General features: G+C 65.9%; 15 protein-coding genes. 9 read left to right on the forward strand and 6 right to left on the reverse strand.

The window, feature by feature from the left end; all coding sequences use genetic code 11:
- Positions 1–48 precede the first annotated feature (48 nt).
- The 8 genes from DLM46_RS00285 to guaD all read left to right on the forward strand — a co-directional run bounded on the left by DLM46_RS00285 (position 49) and on the right by guaD (position 10949).
- Entirely contained in the window at positions 49–729 is a 681-nt protein-coding gene (locus DLM46_RS00285) for a GntR family transcriptional regulator (protein ID WP_115098739.1), read from the forward strand.
- A 49-nt stretch (positions 730–778) separates the two neighbouring features.
- On the forward strand, positions 779–2158 hold the full coding sequence (locus tag DLM46_RS00290; protein ID WP_115098740.1) for an amidase: 1380 nt from the start codon (positions 779–781) through the stop codon (positions 2156–2158).
- Between the two features lie 158 nt (positions 2159–2316).
- On the forward strand, positions 2317–2826 hold the full coding sequence (locus tag DLM46_RS00295) for a disulfide bond formation protein B (protein WP_115098741.1): 510 nt from the start codon (positions 2317–2319) through the stop codon (positions 2824–2826).
- 420 nt (positions 2827–3246) lie between these two features.
- A complete protein-coding gene (gene xdhA, locus DLM46_RS00300; RefSeq protein WP_208866219.1) occupies positions 3247–4794 on the forward strand; it encodes a xanthine dehydrogenase small subunit in 1548 nt (515 codons plus the stop codon).
- Positions 4794–7214 (forward strand): xanthine dehydrogenase molybdopterin binding subunit, encoded by a 2421-nt coding sequence (xdhB, locus tag DLM46_RS00305; RefSeq protein WP_115098743.1) that lies wholly within the window; start codon positions 4794–4796, stop codon positions 7212–7214. The genes xdhA and xdhB overlap by 1 nt, the downstream gene beginning before the upstream one ends.
- Before the next feature lie 120 nt (positions 7215–7334).
- Positions 7335–8351 (forward strand): xanthine dehydrogenase accessory protein XdhC, encoded by a 1017-nt coding sequence (gene xdhC / locus DLM46_RS00310; RefSeq protein ID WP_115099227.1) that lies wholly within the window; start codon positions 7335–7337, stop codon positions 8349–8351.
- Positions 8352–8441: 90 nt separating this feature from the next.
- Complete coding sequence (locus tag DLM46_RS00315; protein ID WP_115098744.1) at positions 8442–9500, forward strand: adenosine deaminase; 1059 nt, start codon at positions 8442–8444, stop codon at positions 9498–9500.
- Between the two features lie 111 nt (positions 9501–9611).
- Entirely contained in the window at positions 9612–10949 is a 1338-nt protein-coding gene (guaD, locus tag DLM46_RS00320; RefSeq protein ID WP_115098745.1) for a guanine deaminase, read from the forward strand.
- Positions 10950–11037: 88 nt separating this feature from the next.
- Here guaD and DLM46_RS00325 read toward each other — a convergent pair whose 3' ends face one another.
- Positions 11038–12315 carry an NAD(P)/FAD-dependent oxidoreductase gene (locus DLM46_RS00325; RefSeq protein ID WP_208866220.1) on the reverse strand — a complete coding sequence of 426 codons (1278 nt, stop codon included), beginning with the start codon at positions 12313–12315 and terminating at the stop codon, positions 11038–11040.
- Positions 12316–12418: 103 nt separating this feature from the next.
- On the opposite strand from DLM46_RS00325, the gene DLM46_RS00330 reads away from it, so the two are divergent.
- Positions 12419–13147: a class I SAM-dependent methyltransferase gene (locus tag DLM46_RS00330; RefSeq protein ID WP_115098746.1), complete on the forward strand. Its 729-nt coding sequence runs from the start codon at positions 12419–12421 to the stop codon at positions 13145–13147.
- 37 nt (positions 13148–13184) lie between these two features.
- Here DLM46_RS00330 and DLM46_RS00335 read toward each other — a convergent pair whose 3' ends face one another.
- The 5 genes from DLM46_RS00335 to DLM46_RS00355 all read right to left on the reverse strand — a co-directional run bounded on the left by DLM46_RS00335 (position 13185) and on the right by DLM46_RS00355 (position 17348).
- Complete coding sequence (locus tag DLM46_RS00335) at positions 13185–13607, reverse strand: signal peptidase (RefSeq protein ID WP_115098747.1); 423 nt, start codon at positions 13605–13607, stop codon at positions 13185–13187.
- A gap of 81 nt (positions 13608–13688) precedes the next feature.
- A complete protein-coding gene (locus DLM46_RS00340; RefSeq protein WP_115098748.1) occupies positions 13689–14918 on the reverse strand; it encodes a beta-ketoacyl-[acyl-carrier-protein] synthase family protein in 1230 nt (409 codons plus the stop codon).
- Complete coding sequence (locus tag DLM46_RS00345; RefSeq protein ID WP_115098749.1) at positions 14915–16141, reverse strand: beta-ketoacyl-ACP synthase; 1227 nt, start codon at positions 16139–16141, stop codon at positions 14915–14917. The genes DLM46_RS00340 and DLM46_RS00345 overlap by 4 nt, the downstream gene beginning before the upstream one ends.
- Positions 16141–16866, reverse strand: coding sequence for a 3-ketoacyl-ACP reductase FabG2 (locus tag DLM46_RS00350; protein WP_115098750.1), 726 nt, complete (start codon positions 16864–16866; stop codon positions 16141–16143). The genes DLM46_RS00345 and DLM46_RS00350 overlap by 1 nt, the downstream gene beginning before the upstream one ends.
- The gene (locus DLM46_RS00355) at positions 16863–17348 is read right to left on the reverse strand and encodes a hotdog family protein (RefSeq protein WP_115098751.1); all 486 of its coding nucleotides are present in this window, start codon (positions 17346–17348) and stop codon (positions 16863–16865) included. Before DLM46_RS00355 ends, DLM46_RS00350 begins: the two co-directional genes overlap by 4 nt.
- Positions 17349–17350 lie beyond the last annotated feature (2 nt).

The following is a 17350-nucleotide window of genomic DNA, read 5'->3' on the forward strand; positions in this document are numbered from 1 at the left end:
CAAAACCTTGCTCTACAATGCGGACGACATTGCCCGCTCCCTCTTCACATGACGCTCCTGCAGACTGCCCGCCCTCCGAAGCCCACCCGCGAGACCGCCAGCGCGAGCCTCGCCGAACAGGCCTATGCGTTCGTCAAGCGCGAGATCATCACGATGCGCCTGCGGCCGAGCGAGGTGCTCAACGAAGCGGAATTGATGGCGCTGACCGGCATCGGCCGCACGCCCGTTCATCAGGCATTGCACCGGCTGGTGCATGAAGGCATGCTGACCATCATGCCGCGCAAGGGCATCATGGTGCGCCCGGTTTCGCTCGACGACGTGCTGGCGATCATCGACGTGCGCCTCGTGAACGAGAGCTACTGCGTCGAGCTGGCCGCGCGCCACGCGCAGCCGCACGATTACGATGCGATGCAGGCGTTGCTGGAGCGCTCGGCGGTCTGCGTCGCGGCGCACGATATCGAAGGCATGATGGATATCGACCGCGAGTTTCATCTGGCGATTTCAGCGGCTTCACGCAACCCAGTGCTGGCCGACATTCTGCGCGGCTTGCATGAACGGTCGCTGCGCTTCTGGTTCATTTCGCTGTCCGAGCCGCACCATCTCGAAGATGTGCATCAAGAGCATCTCGAACTGTTTCGCCTGCTGCGCGAACGCGATGCCGAAGGCGCCCGCCAATCGGTGCAAAAGCATATCGAAGCGTTCCGCGCGACGCTATTCAACCGGATTTGACCGAATCCGACCGACCCCAATCGACCCTAATCGGATCTGGACCACCATCATGGCCACTGAATTCACGCCCTTCCCGCCGCTTGCCCAGCTTGCCGCCGATCTCGCCGCCGGCCGCACCACGAGCCGCGCGCTCGTCGAAACCGCGCTCGAACGGATCGCCGATCCGGCTGGCCAGGGCGCGGTCGCCTTCATGCACGTCGATGCCGACAGCGCCCGCGCCGCCGCCGATGCGCACGACCGCCTGCGCGCCGCCGGCACGGTGCTCTCGCCGCTCGCCGGGATTCCGGTCTCGGTCAAGGACCTGTTCGATATCCAGGGCCAAGTGACGCGCGCCGGTTCGGTCGCGCTGGCCGACGCGCCCGCCGCCACCACGGATGCGGTCGCGGTCGCGCGTTTGAAGCGGGCCGGCGCGGTGATCGTCGGGCGCACCAATATGAGCGAGTTCGCGTTTTCCGGCCTCGGCCTGAACCCGCATTACGGCCACCCGCTGTCGCCTTATCGGCGCGGCGTGAAAGGCGACGAGCGGATTTCGGGCGGTTCGTCGTCCGGGGCGGCGGCGTCGGTGGCGGACGGCATGGCGGCCGTCGCGCTCGGCACGGATACCGGCGGCTCGATTCGCATTCCGGCCGCGTTGTGCGGCCTGACCGGCTTCAAGCCGACCGCCGCGCGCATCCCGAAACAGGGCGGCGTGCCGCTGTCGCCGACGCTCGATTCGTTCGGGCCAATCGGCGTCTCGGTGGCGTGCTGCGCGCTGGTCGACCGGATGCTGGCCGGCCTCGAGCCGCGCATCCCGGCGGCCCGGCCGCTCGAAGGCGTGCGTCTCGGTGTGTTGACCCACTATGTGACGGACGGCGTCGAACCGGCGGTTGCCGCCGCGCTGGACACGGCGCTCAAGCATCTGGAAGCGGCCGGCGCGATCGTCACCGAAGTGCGTTTCGCGCCGCTCGACCGCCTGCCCGAAATCAACCGCTTCGGCTTTGCGCCGATCGAAGCGTATGCATGGCACCGCCCGCTGCTGGAGAAGCATCGCGAGCAATACGATCCGCGCGTGCTGGTCCGCATCCTGAAGGGCCAGCCGGCGAGCGCCGCCGACTATCTCGATCTGCTCGCCGAACGCGAGGCGCTGCTCGACGAAGCCGCGCGTACGCTATGGCAGCGTTTCGACGCGGTCGTCGCGCCGACCGTGCCGGTCGTGCCGCCGCGCGTGGCCGATCTGGAACACGACGACGACGCCTTTGGCCGCACCAATGCGCTGATCCTGCGCAACCCGAGCGCCTTCAATTTCCTCGACGCCTGCGCGCTGTCGCTGCCCTGCCATCTGCGCGGCGACGCGCCGGTCGGCCTGATGCTGGCAGGCGCGCCGCACGCCGACGATGCGTTGCTGGCCATCGGGCGCGGCGCCGAAGCGGTGCTCAACGCGATCCGCTGACGCGGGGAATACGCAAAATCGCGCAAAATCGCGCCAAAGCGCGCAAACGCCCGTAGCAGCACGCGAGGGCACGCTAAGCGTCAGGGCAGGGGTTCGCGCTAGAATCGCGGGCACCCGCCCTTTCTCGTTTTTTCCGTCCATCGACAGCCACACGATCCATGAACAACGACAACGCAATGCTGCGCCGCGAGCGCTCCCTGCTGGTTCTGCTTGGCCTGATCTGCATCGGGCTGGTGGCCGGCGCACTGTATTTGCAGTACGTCAAGCACGAAGACCCCTGTCCGCTGTGCATCATCCAGCGTTACTTCTTTCTGCTGATCGCGATTTTTGCGTTCCTCGGCGCGCGCTTCAACAGCTGGCGCGGCGTGCGTCTGCTGGAAGCGATGGCCGCCCTGGCGGCGCTGGCCGGCATCGTGACGGCCGCGCGTCACGTGTATGTTCAGGCGAATCCGGGCTTCAGCTGCGGCTTCGATGCCCTGCAACCGGTGGTCGACAGCTTGCCGCCCGCACGTTGGCTGCCGGGTGTGTTCAAGGTTGCCGGGCTTTGCGAAACGCCGTATCCGCCGATACTCGGCCTTTCTCTGCCGGCATGGTCGCTGGTGGCGTTCGTGGTGGCTTTCGTGCCGCTGGCGCTGAGCCTGTACCGCAATCGCCGCCGGGTCAGCTGATCCTTTAGCGTCGCACGGGCTCTCGCCGAACCGTCCAGGCGGCGCCCGAGGGCCGGCAAAGCTTCCCCGCCGGCCCCCTTCCCCCTCTGCGCCTTTCCCCTCTGCGCCTTTCCCCGCTGCGCCTTTCCCCTCTGCGCCCTTGCCCCTCTGCGCCCTTGCCCGCTGCGCCCCTTCCCCCGCTACGCCCCGCCCCGCAAGGCTTCGCAGCATCCGCCCCCGCCTCACGCAACTTCCCAGTTTTGCCCGAATCGTACTTATCTCATGACCGCTTCCGAATAAGCTTCATGCGATATGGGAAATATTTTCGGGACAAGGTGGTGATATCTTCGAACATGGATGGCGATCTACGTGCGCGAGGCCGGTTTTGGCACGACCCCATGCGTAACGCGCGCCCGGTCCGCAATGTCTTTCGGATTCGCCATGACAACGCAAACCATCCGTTTCTACCATCAGGGGTCCGTCCGTGAAGTCGCGGACGTGCCTGCGTCGCGCACCGTGCTCCAGCACCTGCGCGAGGATTTGCATTGCACCGGCACCAAGGAAGGCTGTGCGGAAGGCGACTGCGGCGCCTGCACCGTCGTGCTCGGCGAGCTGGACAGGCAAGGCGGACTGGCGCTGAAAGCGGTCAACGCGTGCATCCAGTTCCTGCCGACACTCGACGGCAAAGCCCTCTTCACCGTCGAAGACCTGCGCGCCGCCGACGGCGCCCTCCACCCCGTGCAACAGGCCATGGTCGATTGTCACGGCTCGCAATGCGGTTTCTGCACGCCCGGCTTCGTGATGTCGATGTGGGCGCTGTACGAAAACCAGCCGGCCGCCGCGGGCTTGCCCACCCGTGACGAAATCAACGCCGCCTTATCCGGCAATCTGTGCCGCTGCACCGGCTACCGGCCGATCGTCGATGCGGCGCAGAAAATGTTCGACTATTCGCAGTACCCGCGCGTCGTGCTGGACCGGGCAACCATCGCGGAAAAACTGCGCGCGATCCAGCGCCGCGACACTTTCGAATACAGCGCGCCCGACACGCGCGGCGCCGCCTTCGGCACGCCCACCTTCCGCGCGCCGCTCACGCTCGAGGCGTTCGCGACGCTGCGCGCCGCGCATCCTCACGCGCGCCTGCTGGCGGGCAGCACCGACGTCGGCCTGTGGGTCACCAAGCAGTTCCGCGATCTCGGCGACATGCTGTATATCGGCAACGTCGCCGAATTGAAGACGATCGAGCGCGACGCGCAGACGCTGACGATCGGCGCCGCCGTCACGCTCGAAGACGCCTACGCGGCACTCGCGGTCGACTACCCGGAGTTGGCCGAAATGTGGACGCGCTTCGCCTCGCTGCCGATCCGCAATGCCGGCACGCTCGGCGGCAATGTCGCGAACGGTTCGCCGATCGGCGATTCGATGCCCGCGCTGCTCGCGCTCGGCGCCGAAGTCGTGCTGCGGCACGGCCCGACAACCCGCACGCTGCCGCTCGACGCGTTCTACCTCGGCTATCAGAAGAGCGCGCTCGCGGCCGGCGAATTCGTCGCCGCGCTGCGCGTGCCGCGGCCGGCGCGCGATCTGCGCTTTCGCACGTACAAGGTGTCGAAGCGCTACGATCAGGACATCTCCGCGGTGTGCGCCGCGTTCGCGCTGCATATCGGCGAAGACGGCGCGATCAGGCAAGCGCGCATCGCGTTCGGCGGCATGGCCGCCACGCCCAAACGCGCCGAGCAAACCGAAGCCGTGCTGAACGGCGCGACGTGGGACGAAAGCACCGCGCGGCAAGCGATGAACGCACTCGTCGCCGATTACCAGCCGCTCACCGACATGCGCGCCTCGAGCGCCTATCGACTGAAGGTGGCGCGCAACCTGCTGTGGCGCTTCCACCTCGAAACGCGCGACGACGCGCCGCTCGCCCTCTTCGACGTGAATGCGTTCGCGTTCGAAGCCGGCGCGCCCGACGCACCCGTCGAGAAGGAGCCGTCGTGATGAACCGGACCGATGCTTTCGTCGAACATGCTGGAAAGCGGGTTGAACAGCATCCAGCCGTTCATGACCGCGAGACCGCGATCGGCGCGCCGCTACCGCATGAATCCGCCGCGCTGCACGTGAGCGGCGAGGCCACCTACACAGACGACGTCCCCGAACTGCAGGGCACGCTGCACGCGGCGCTCGGACTGTCGCGCCATGCGCACGCACGGATCGTCTCGATCGATCTGGAGGCGGTGAGAACAGCGCCGGGCGTGATCGCCGTGCTGAGCGCCGCGGACATTCCCGGCGAGAACAACTGCGGCCCGGTGCTGCACGACGACCCGATTCTCGCCGTCGACGAAGTGCTGTATCTCGGTCAGCCGGTGTTCGCGGTGATCGCCGAAACGCATGACCTTGCACGGCGCGCCGCCGCGCTCGCAAGGAGCGACGACGTGATCCGCTACGAGCCGCTCGAAGCGATCCTCACGCCCGCCGAAGCCAAGGCCGCGAAACAGTTCGTGCTGCCGCCGCTGCATCTGAAACGTGGCGCGCCCGACGCGAAAATCGCCGCCGCGCCGCATAAGATCAGCGGCACGTTCGAAGTGGGCGGTCAGGAGCAGTTCTATCTCGAAGGTCAGGTCGCCTACGCGGTGCCCAAAGAAATGGACGGCATGCTCGTCTACAGTTCGACGCAGCATCCGAGCGAAATGCAGCAGGTGGTCGCGCATATGCTCGGCTGGCCGGCGCACAACGTCGTTTGCGAATGCCGGCGCATGGGCGGCGGCTTCGGCGGCAAGGAGTCGCAATCGGCGCTGTTCGCCTGTGTCGCCGCGCTGGCAGCGCAACGGCTGCGCCGGCCGGTCAAACTGCGCGCCGATCGCGACGACGATTTCATGATCACCGGCAAGCGGCACGATGCGGTCTACGAATACGAAGCCGGCTTCGACGGCAGCGGCCGCATTCTCGGCGCGCGCGTCGAAATCGCTTTGCGTGCGGGCTATTCGGCCGATCTTTCCGGCGCGGTGGCCACGCGCGCCGTCTGCCACTTCGACAACGCGTACTACCTGTCCGACGTCGATATTGTCGCGCTGTGCTGCAAGACCAATACGCAATCGAACACCGCGTTCCGCGGTTTCGGCGGCCCGCAGGGCGCGCTGGTGATGGAAGTGATGCTCGACAGCATTGCGCGTCAACTGAAATGCGATCCGCTCGACGTGCGGCTCGCCAATTACTACGGGATCGGCAAACGCGATACGACGCCGTACGGACAACGCGTCGAAGACAACATCATCGCGCCGCTGACCGACGACCTGCTGGCCGCGAGCGACTACCGCGCCCGCCGCGCGGCACTGGCCGCCTTCAACGCGAAGAGTCCGGTGCTCAAACGCGGCATCGCGTTCTCGCCGGTGAAGTTCGGCATCTCGTTCAACGTGCCGTTTCTGAATCAGGCGGGTGCGCTGGTGCATGTGTACAAGGACGGCTCGGTGCTCGTCAATCACGGCGGCACTGAGATGGGCCAGGGGCTCAACACGAAGGTCGCGCAAGTGGTGGCGAACGAATTCGGTTTGCCGCTCTCGCGCGTGCGCGTGACGGCGACCGATACGTCGAAGGTCGCCAATACCTCGGCGACCGCCGCCTCGACCGGCAGCGACCTGAACGGCAAAGCCGCCGAAGCCGCCGCTCGAACGATACGCGCACGCCTCGCCGAACTGGCCGCGAAGCAGCTCGGCGGCACCGCGGACGCCGTGGAATTCGCCCACGGCGAAGTGTCGGTGAACGGCGGGGCGATGCCGTTCGAGCAGCTGGTCGGCGCCGCGTATCTGGCGCGCGTGCAGCTGTGGTCCGATGGTTTCTACACGACGCCGAAAGTGCATTGGGACGCGAAAACGCTGACCGGTCACCCGTTTTATTACTTTGCCTATGGCGCGGCGGTGTCGGAAGTCGTGGTCGACACGTTGACCGGCGAATGGAAACTGCTGCGCGCGGACGTGCTGCACGACGCCGGCCAGTCGATCAATCCGGCGATCGACATCGGCCAGGTGGAAGGCGGTTTCATTCAGGGCATGGGCTGGCTCACCACCGAAGAACTGTGGTGGAATCGCGATGGCCGCCTGATGACGCACGCGCCGTCGACGTACAAGATTCCTGCTGTGAGCGATACGCCCGCCGCGTTCCATGTGCGGCTGTATCACAATCAGAACGCCGAGCCGACCGTGTTCCGCTCGAAGGCGGTCGGTGAGCCGCCGTTGTTGCTGCCGTTCTCGGTGTTCCTCGCGATTCGCGACGCGGTTGCGGCTGCGGTGCCCGGCGCGGACAACGCGCCGCCGCTGCGCGCACCCGCCACGCCCGAGGCGATTCTCGATGCGCTGGACGCATTGCGAGCGCCCACGATAACCGCAACGGCAACCGAACCGGTGATCACCGACACAACTGCCTAAGCACGCTGTCAAGCACGTTGGCAAAGCAAAAAGCCATGGCCTGACGTGACACGAACGCTTCAGACCACACTCAACCGGCCGCACGGACACCCCGCGAGGCCACGCATGGAGAACCGCCGGATGCAAGCCTGGCTACCCGATCTGCAACAACTGCTCGCGCACGGCGACGCCGCCGTGCTGGTGACGGTCGCGCGCGTCGAGGGTTCGGCGCCCCGCGAAGCCGGCACCAAGATGATCGTCACGCGCGATTCGGCCAAGCACACGATTGGCGGCGGACACCTCGAATGGAAGGCCATCGAGACCGCTCGCCAGGTGCTGCGCGACGGCATGCGCTCGCCGCATATGCGCCGCCTCGAACGCTTCGCGCTCGGGCCCAGTCTCGGCCAGTGCTGCGGCGGCGCGGTGATTCTCGCGTTCGAGCGCCTCGACATCGGCGACCTCGGCTGGATCACCTCGCTCGCAAAACGCGTGGCTGCGGGTCAATCGACGGTGCGTAGCGTATCATTCGGCCCCGCACCGGATGTGGTGATGCTGTCCGACCCCGAGCCCGGCGTCGATGCCGCCGACTGCCTGCTGTGGGACGGCGCCGGCTTCGACGACAGTAGCGCACTGCTCACCGAGACCATCGCGCCAGGCGACTTCGCAGTCGTGCTGTTCGGCGCGGGTCACGTGGGCGCGGCGCTGGTTCGCGTGCTCGCCACGCTGCCCTGCCGCGTGCGCTGGGTCGATGAACGCGACGCGCAGTTTCCGCCCGCGGACACGCTGCATGCGCCGAACGTGCAGATCGATCCGAACGACGCCCCCGACGAAGCGATCGACCAGGCCGCGCCGAACACGTACTTCATCGTGATGACGCACAACCATGCGCTCGATCTCGAGTTGGCCGAACGCATCTTGCGGCGCGGCGACTTCGCGTTCTTCGGCATGATCGGTTCGCACAGCAAGCGCAAGCAGTTCGAGCATCGGCTGGCCGCGCGCGGCATCGATCCGTCGCGGATCGCGCGGATGAAGTGCCCGCTCGGCGTGGACGGCATCGTCGACAAGTCGCCGGAGATCATCGCGATCTCCGCGGCCGCGCAGGTGTTGCAGGCCGTCGAGGCGAACGCGAACACGCATCATGCGGCGCAGACGGCCTGATAGCCTGATAGCCCGATGATCTGACCGTCTCACGCAACGCTCATTGCATTCCGGCGCAAACGACTCCAACGAACCCCAGAAGAATCGCCCATGAACACCACTACGACTACCCCTACCGCTACGTCGCTCGCCGAAAAAACCGCGCGTGCACCGAAAGCCGAGTTGCATATCCACATTGAAGGCTCGCTCGAACCCGAGCTGATCTTCGCGCTCGCCGAACGCAACGGCGTGAAGCTCGCCTACGACTCGATCGAAGCATTGCGCGCGGCCTATGCGTTCACCGATCTGCAATCGTTCCTCGACATCTATTACGCAGGCGCGAGCGTGCTGCTGCACGAGCAGGACTTCTACGACATGACGATGGCGTATGTCGAACGATGCCTGGCCGATAACGTGATTCACAGCGAAATCTTCTTCGACCCGCAGACGCACACCGAACGCGGCGTGCCGATCGCAACCGTCGTGGCGGGCATCGAACGCGCACTGGCCGACGCCGAACAGCGCGGCATGACGAGCAAGCTGATTCTGTGTTTCCTGCGCCATCTGTCCGAGGAAGATGCACTCGCGACGTTCGACGAGGCGCTGCCGCTCTTCGAGCAGTACAAGCATCGGCTGATCGGCGTCGGGCTGGATTCGTCGGAGCGCGGCCATCCGCCTTCGAAGTTCGAGCGCGTGTTCGCCAGGGCGCGCGCGCTCGGTCTGAAGCTGGTCGCGCACGCGGGCGAGGAAGGTCCGCCGTCGTATATCTACGAAGCGCTCGATCTGCTGAAAGTGGACCGCGTCGATCACGGCGTGCGCAGCATCGAAGATCCGGCGCTGGTCGCGCGCCTCGCCGACACGCGTGTCGCGCTGACCGTGTGTCCGTTGTCGAACCTGAAGCTCTGCGTGTTCGACGACATGACCCAGCACACGCTGAAAGACCTGCTCGACCGCGGCGTCGCCGTCACGGTGAATTCCGACGACCCGGCCTACTTCGGCGGCTACGTGAACGCCAACTATTTCGCCACCATCGACGCGTTGAAGCTCAACGATGCCGAGGTCTACACGATCATCCGTAACAGCTTCGAAGCGTCGTTCGTCACGCCCGAGCAACGCAGCGAACTGATCGCGAAGCTCGACGCGCACTGGCATCAAAGCGGTCCGCACTGACGGGCCGATGTTCGGCGGCCGGCGGCGGCACGGACTCTCAGCCGAAAGGAGAGCCTGGAACGAGCCGCCGTCCGCGCTGTTCAGCTTTTCACATTCGGAGACGGTTTTTCCATGACTCAATCGGCTTACCGCGCACAACTGCTGACCTTCAACGGCGATCCCGCGCAATCGTCCAACGCGGCCGTCTTCAACGAAGACGGCCTGCTGATCGTCGAAGACGGCCATGTGGTCGCGACGGGCGCCTATGCGGCGCTCGCGGCGCAGCTCGCGCCCGGCACCCAGGTGCAGGACATGCGCGACAAGCTGATCGTGCCGGGCTTCATCGATACGCACATCCACTATCCGCAGACCGACATGATCGCGTCGCCGGCGCCGGGGCTGCTGCCCTGGCTCGATACGTACACGTTCCCGACCGAGCGCCGCTTCGGCGACCCGGCCTACGCGCGCGACACGGCGAGCTTTTTCGTCGACGAATTGCTGGCTTGCGGCACCACCACCGCGCTCGTGTATTGCACGGTGCATAAGGATTCGGCCGATGCGCTCTTCACCGAAAGCGAGACGCGCAATCTGCGCATGGTGGCGGGCAAGGTGTTGATGGACCGCAACTGTCCCGAGTTTCTGCGCGACACCGCGCAATCGGGCTATGACGACAGCGCGGAACTGATCGGCCGCTGGCACAATCGCGGACGCCAGATGTATGCGCTCACGCCGCGTTTCGCGCCGACTTCGAGCGAAGCGCAACTCGAAGCGTGCAGCGTGCTGGCGGGCCAGCATCCGGACATCTTCATCCAGAGCCACGTCGCCGAAAACACCGACGAAGTGAAATGGGTCGCCGATCTGTTCCCCGGCCACCGCAGCTATCTGGACATCTACGATCATTACGGCCTGCTGCGCCGCCGCGCGGTGTACGGCCATTGCATCTACCTCGACGAGGAAGACCGCAAGCGCATGGCGCAAACCGGCACGGTTGCGTCGCACTGCCCGACCTCGAACCTGTTCCTCGGCAGCGGCCTGTTCGACTTCGACAAGGCCGATGAAGCCGGCATGCCGATCGGGCTCGCGACCGACGTGGGCGGCGGCACCTCGTTCTCGATGCTGCAAACGATGAACGAAGCGCACAAGGTGGCCCGTCTTAGCGGCCATCATCTGACGGCCACGCGCATGTTCTATCTCGCCACCGCGGGCGCGGCCGAGGCGCTCGATCTGGCGGACAAGGTCGGCACCTTGAAGCCGAAGTCGGAAGCGGATTTCGTCGTGCTCGATCCGCAAGCGACGCCGCTGCTCGCACGCCGCACCGCGCGTACCGGGTCGCTCGAAGAACTGCTGTTCGCGTTCGCGCTGCTCGGCGACGATCGCGCGATCTACGAAACGTATGCGGCGGGCAAGCGCGTGCATCGTCGCGACGGCGGGCGTCAGCCGGCGCCGCATGCGACGCGGATCGCGGCTTGATCCGCGCTTGATCCGATTCAGGCAGTGAATAAAAAACGGCGCTTCGTTTTTCCGAAGCGCCGTTTTTTTGCCTATCCGTCCAATCCGATCACTGCTGCGTGCAAACCTCGTGCAGCGCATTCAGCCGCCTGACCGGATCGGCGACATACGGATTCGTCTCGTCCCACGCATAACCGGCGAGTACCGCGCTGATCATCCGCCGGATCGACGGCGTCTGGTCGGGATAAAAGATGATGTCCTGCAACTCGCCCGTGTACCAGCGCTCGACGAACGCGCGGAACGTATCGATGCCCTTGCGCAAGGGCACGTCGTAGGCAGCGGACCAGTCGACCTGTTCGCCGTCCAGTTGCCGGTTCAGCGTCTGTACAGCCAGATGCGCCGAGCGCAGCGCAATCGTCACACCCGAGGAAAACACTGGATCGAGAAATTCGCCGGCGTTGCCCAGCAGCGCGTAACCCGGTCCGTGCAAACGCTCGACGTTCGCCGCGTAACCGCCGATATGGCGCACCGGCATCAGAAACGGCGCGTTGCCGATCAGCGAGGCAAGCGTGGGTTCCTGCTGGATCAAAGCGCGCAGCTTCGCATCGCGCTCCGCTTCCGGCACATCGAGAAAACTCGCTTCAGCCACACAACCCACCGACGAGCGCCCGCCCGCCAGCGGAATCATCCAGAACCACACGTCGCGGCGCTCCGGATGCGTGGCCACGCAGATCTTGCTGCGATCGGTCGCGCCCGCCGGAATGCCGTCGCGCACGTGCGTGAAAATTGCGGCGCGCGTCGGCATCCGGGTCGGCGCTTCGAGGTTCAGCAAACGCGGCAGCACACGGCCAAAACCGCTCGCATCGAATACAAAGCGCGCCTCGATTTCGTATGCGTTCTGCGCTTCGTCGATCACGTCGAGCAGCGGGTTTGTGTCCGTGCGGCCCGGCTCGCCAGGCTGCATCGCGCGAACCGTGTGGCCGAAGCGCACATCGGCGCCCTGCTGCGCCGCGCAGCGAATCAGCAGATCGTCGAACACCGCGCGCTCGACCTGATACGTGGTGCCCCACCCCGCCGTATGTTTGTCGCGGAAATCGAACGCCGACGATCGATCCCGGTAGATGAAATGCGCGCCGTTCTTGTACTGGAAGCCGGCCTCGACCACCGCTTGCAGCATGCCCGCCTCTTCGAGGTACGCCATGCTTTGCGGCAACAAACTCTCGCCGATCGAGAAGCGCGGGAAATGCTGGCGTTCGAGCACCAGCACCGAGCGGCCCGCTTTGCGCAATAGTGCCGCCGCGACGGCGCCGGCCGGACCGGCGCCGATAATCGCCACGTCGGCGCTCATGCGTGTTGACGAATTCTTGTTCAAGTTTGCCTCGGTCATTCGATCATTTGCCTGCATTTGACGGCGCACTACACCGCCTTACTTGCCATTACAATGACGCGCATCGCAGCAGAAACAACAACCATCTGCGGGGGAAGCCAGCGTGTCGCCATCCGAAACATCCAGCGTGCCTTTCGTGCCGGAAACGGCATTCGGGATATGGTTCCTGCGCACCCATACCTGGGAACATCATGTGCTGCGGGTCGCCATCAACGATCTCAAACGCCTGATCGATACGCCGCTGCCCAGCGCGCCGACGATCGTCGACGTGGGCTGCGGGCAAGGCATTTCGTTCCGCCTGCTCGCCGATGCGTTCAAGCCGCGCCGCATTGTCGGCGTCGATTTTCACGAGCCGTCGCTCGCGCTCGCCGCCGGGGCCGCCAACGCCTGCCGCGATAAAGTCGCCGAGATCGAACTGCTGCACGCCGACTGCGCGAAACTGCCGCTGCCCGATGCCTGCGCCGACATCGTGTTCTGCCATCAAACCTTCCATCATCTCGTCGAGCAGGACCGCGCGCTCGTCGAGTTCCGGCGCGTGCTCAAACCGGGCGGCATCCTGCTGTTCGCCGAATCCACCGACGCGTACATCAAGTCGTGGGTGATCCGCCTGCTGTTCCGCCACCCGATGCAGGTGCAGAAAAGCGCGGACGGCTACCTCGACATGATCCGCGGCGCCGGTTTCGGGTTCGGCCCGCGCAACGTCTCGCTGCCCTATCTCTGGTGGAGCCGCGCGAAAGACTTCGGTCTGCTCGAACGTATCGGCCTGTCCCACCCGCGACCCGGCAAGCGCCGCGAGACGCTGGTCAATGTCGCGGCGATCAAGACCGGCTAGACGTTATAAGCGGCGCAATGCGCCGCCCTCCGACACCTTAGTTGTTCTCGAGCACGACGAGTTGCCCCTTCACCGCGATCGCCGCGGCGCTGCCGCTCACGCCGCAGGTGAAGTCGGTCGGCGAAGCGGTTTCGACGCTGTGAAAGCGCGTGGACACGTCGATCACCGCGTTCGCGTTGCGATCCTGTGCGGCCTTGCGCAGTTTCTGCACGGCTTCGGCGAGGGCCTCGCGGCACGCTTCGTCGGCACCCGCCACCTTGCGCGCGATGCGCACCGAATACGATACGTCGCCCAACTGGCTCCTTACCGCCGGATGCGCCTGCGAGCCGAAATACACCCGCACGCCGCCAGTCTGCTGCGCGCGCGCCGCGTCGAGCGGCAGCGATTTCACGTCGGTGGAGCAGCCCGCCTGCGTCAGCACCACGGCCGCCAGCGCGACCAGTACGAAACTTTTTTTCATTGTTGTTGGCCTAGTTGTCTTTAGAGTTGAAGGTATTTCATGGTCACTTCGTGATCACTTCGTTACCGCTGCCTGGGTACTTCAGCCCCGTTTCCAGGCGTCGAACATCAGGCTCGCGCAACTGCCGCCGAACCCGAATGAAACCGACATCGCCGTGTCGATGCGGGCGTCGCGCGACGCTCGCACCAGCGGCATCTCGCCCACACTCGCATCCGGCGTCTCGAGCCCCGCTGTCCCGGCGATGAAACCGTCGCGCATCATCAGCAGGGTGTAGATCGCCTCGTGCGCACCGCTCGCGCCGAGCGGATGACCGCTCAGGCCTTTGGTCGAAGAAAACGGCGGCACGTCGTCGCCGAATACCGCGCTCAACGCATGCAGTTCCTCGACGTCGCCAAGCGGCGTGGATGGCGCATGCGTGTTGATGTAATCAGGGCGCTTGCCGGCTTCCTGCACGGCGCTACGCATCGCGCGCGCGATGCCGGCCGCGTGCGGCGTGACCATGCTGGCGCCGTCGGTACAGTCGCCGAAACCGGTCAGTTCCGCATAAATGTGCGCGCCGCGCGCCAACGCGTGATCGAGCGATTCGAGCAGCAGCACACCGCCGCCCGAGGCGATCACGAGGCCGTCGCGCGCCGTGTCGTAGGGACGCGATGCATGCTGCGGCGTGTCGTTGAAGCGGCGCGACAGCGCACCCATCGCGTCGAACATCAACGTCATGTTGTCGTGCAGCGCTTCGCTGCCGCCGGCCAGCACGATCTGCTGGCGGCCGGTCTGAATCAGTTGCATGGCCTGGCCGATCGCGAGCGTCGAACTCGTGCACGCGGACGACGGCGAATAGCTCGCGCCCTCGATCCCGAACATCTGCACGACATTCGCCGAAGCGGTGCTGCTCATCGACTGCGGTACCGTATAGGGCGGCACTTTATCGACGCCGCGCGCGGCGGCGATCGCGAGCGCCGCGTCGTAGCTCGCCAGCGAGCCGACGCCCGAGCCGATCACCGCGCCCGCGAACGGCGAGCGCAACGCGGCCGGATCGAGCCCGGCGTCGGCGATCGCCTTGCGGGCCGCGTGGCACGCGAAGCGCGCCGTATCGCCCATGAAGCGTTCGAACTTGCGCTCGAACGGCGGCTCGTCGGCCACCGACGCCACGCCCGCCACCTGGCTCGCCAAGCCGCGCTCGCGCCACGCGCCGATCCGCTCGATGCGCGAGCGGCCCGCGCGCAACGCGGCGGACACTTCGTCGAGCGTATTGCCGAGGCACGACACGATCCCCATGCCGGTGACGACCACCCGTTGCAGCGCCACGCTCATCGGACGCGCCTGAAAATCAGCGACGTATTGATGCCGCCGAACGCGAAGTTGTTGCTCATCACGTGTTCGGCGTCGATCGTGCGTCCGCTGCCGACGATATAGTCGAGCGGCGAACAAGCCGGATCGACGTCGGTCAGATTCAAGGTCGGCGCGTACCAGTTGCGCTTCATCATCTCGATGGTCCACCACGCTTCGAGCGCGCCGCACGCGCCGAGCGTATGGCCGACATAGCTCTTCAGCGAACTGATCGGCATGCGCTCGCCGAAGGTCCGCGCGGTCGCATGGCTTTCGGCGATGTCGCCGCGATCCGTGGAGGTGCCGTGCGCGTTCACGTAGGCGATCGCTTGCGGCGGCAGTTGCGCATCGCTGAGCGCGAGTTGCATAGCGAGCGCCATGGTCTCGGCGGTCGGCTGCGTCATGTGCGCGCCGTCCGAGTTGCAGCCGAAGCCGACGATCTCCGCGTGAATCCGCGCGCCGCGCGCCATCGCGTGTTCGTATTCTTCGAGCACCAGCGTGGCCGCGCCTTCGCCGACCACGAGCCCGTCGCGCGCGGCATCGAACGGACGCGGCGTCAGATGCGGTTCGTCGTTGCGCGTACTGGTCGCGTACAGCGTGTCGAACACGGCAACCGCCGGGCCCGACAATTCTTCCGCGCCGCCCGCCAGCATCAGCGCCTCTTTGCCCGCCTGAATCGTTTCATATGCGTAGCCGATCGCCTGGCTGCCCGACGCGCACGCACACGAGGTCGGCACGATGCGCCCTTTCAGATCCCAGAACAGGCTCACGTTGACCGCCGTGGTGTGCGGCATCATCTGCACGTAGCTGTTCGACGTGACGTCGCTCATCGAGCCGGTTTCGAGCATCGTGCCGAACGCGCGAATCGGCTGGACCGATCCCGACGACGAACCGTAGGCGACGCCCATGCGGCCGTCCTTGATGCGCTCGTCGTCGGCGAGACCGGCGTCGGCCAGCGCCAGTTCGCTCGCGCGCACCGCGTACAGCGACACCGGCCCCATCGAGCGGGTTTTCTTGCGCGGATAGTGCGCGGGCGTGGTGAAGTCCGGCAACGGGCACGCGAGCCGCGTATGCAGCGACTCGAAAAAATCCCACTCGGGCATGCGCCGCACCGCGTTCACGCCGCGCTTCAAGCGCGCTTCGATTTCGTCCCAGCGGTCGCCGAACGCCGTGACGCCGCCCATGCCGGTAATGACGACGCGCTTCATCACACCATCCCGCCGTTGACACCGATCACCTGGCGCGTGACGTACGAGGCCGCATCCGACATCAGGAAGCTGACCACGGACGCCACTTCGGCAGGCTGGCCGACGCGGTTCATCGGCACCGTTCTGAGTGCGTGTTCGAGCGGCACATCGTCGAGCATGCCGGTTTCGATCAAACCGGGCGCGACGCAATTGACGGTGATGTGGCGCGTCGCCAGTTCGACGGCGAGCGCCTTGGTCGCGCCGATCAGACCGGCCTTCGCGGCGCTGTAGTTGACCTGGCCGCGATTGCCCATCACGCCCGACACCGACGCGATCGTGACGATGCGCCCGCCCTTCTTCGCACGCACCATCGGCATGGTCAGCGGATGGACGACGTTGTAGAACGAATCGAGACCCGTCTCGATCACGATGTCCCAGTCTTCTTCGGTGAGCGCCGGGAAGGCGGCGTCGCGGGTCACGCCCGCGCTGCACACGATGCCGTAGTACGGGCCGTTCGCGGCCACGTCGGCTTCGAGCACTTCGCGGCACGCAGCACGCTCGCGCACGTCGAATTGCAGTACGCGCGCCGCGCCGCCTTGCGCGGCGATGCCCGTCGCGACCGCTTCGGCTTCGCTGCGGCCCGTGCGGCAATGCACGGACACCGCGAAACCGTCGGCGGCCAACTTGTACGCAATCGCGCGGCCGATGCCGCGGCTTGCGCCGGTAACGAGAACACGCCGGCTCATGAACTGAAACTCCCCTCGATGAATGACTGAAAATCGGGTGGTTGAAACACTTTGACGACCGCTTCGGCGCAACTCACGTCGCCGTGATGGATCGTGCATTCGTAGGCGCCGTGGCCTTCTTCGCTGCGCAGCAATTCTGTCACGCCGATGCGCAATTGCGCGCCGCTCGTGAAGGCCGGCACGAGCGCCTTGTAGCTGCGCGAGCCGAGCAGCACGCCCGGACGCGCGCCGCCGCCCGCGCGCATCGCCCGCAGCGCGACATGCGCGGCGATCGCCTGCGCCATCAGCTCGATGCCGATCCACGCGGGCATTGCGCCATCGGCGTCCGCATACCATGCGTCGGCGTGCACGGTGGCCAGTGCGCTCAGCGCTTCGTCGCTGAACGTGCTCACCGCGTCGATGAGCAACATGGTGCCGCGATGCGGCAGGATCCTGTCGATCGGTTGCCGCACGAGATCCTGGATAGAGAGCGTCTGAGTCATTG

The sequence above is a fragment of the Paraburkholderia lacunae genome, assembly GCF_003353175.1.
Lineage (GTDB): Bacteria > Pseudomonadota > Gammaproteobacteria > Burkholderiales > Burkholderiaceae > Paraburkholderia > Paraburkholderia lacunae.

Coding starts and splice junctions, on each gene's coding strand:
- DLM46_RS00315 (WP_115098744.1), top strand. CDS start 8,442: ATGAACACCACTACGACTACCCCTACCGCTACGTCGCTCGCCGAAAAA.
- DLM46_RS00295 (WP_115098741.1), top strand. CDS start 2,317: ATGAACAACGACAACGCAATGCTGCGCCGCGAGCGCTCCCTGCTGGTT.
- DLM46_RS00350 (WP_115098750.1), bottom strand. CDS start 16,866: ATGAGCCGGCGTGTTCTCGTTACCGGCGCAAGCCGCGGCATCGGCCGC.
- DLM46_RS00290 (WP_115098740.1), top strand. CDS start 779: ATGGCCACTGAATTCACGCCCTTCCCGCCGCTTGCCCAGCTTGCCGCC.
- xdhC (WP_115099227.1), top strand. CDS start 7,335: ATGCAAGCCTGGCTACCCGATCTGCAACAACTGCTCGCGCACGGCGAC.
- DLM46_RS00325 (WP_208866220.1), bottom strand. CDS start 12,315: ATGACCGAGGCAAACTTGAACAAGAATTCGTCAACACGCATGAGCGCC.
- DLM46_RS00285 (WP_115098739.1), top strand. CDS start 49: ATGACGCTCCTGCAGACTGCCCGCCCTCCGAAGCCCACCCGCGAGACC.
- DLM46_RS00335 (WP_115098747.1), bottom strand. CDS start 13,607: ATGAAAAAAAGTTTCGTACTGGTCGCGCTGGCGGCCGTGGTGCTGACG.
- DLM46_RS00355 (WP_115098751.1), bottom strand. CDS start 17,348: ATGACTCAGACGCTCTCTATCCAGGATCTCGTGCGGCAACCGATCGAC.
- DLM46_RS00345 (WP_115098749.1), bottom strand. CDS start 16,141: ATGAAGCGCGTCGTCATTACCGGCATGGGCGGCGTCACGGCGTTCGGC.
- DLM46_RS00340 (WP_115098748.1), bottom strand. CDS start 14,918: ATGAGCGTGGCGCTGCAACGGGTGGTCGTCACCGGCATGGGGATCGTG.
- xdhB (WP_115098743.1), top strand. CDS start 4,794: ATGAACCGGACCGATGCTTTCGTCGAACATGCTGGAAAGCGGGTTGAA.
- xdhA (WP_208866219.1), top strand. CDS start 3,247: ATGACAACGCAAACCATCCGTTTCTACCATCAGGGGTCCGTCCGTGAA.
- guaD (WP_115098745.1), top strand. CDS start 9,612: ATGACTCAATCGGCTTACCGCGCACAACTGCTGACCTTCAACGGCGAT.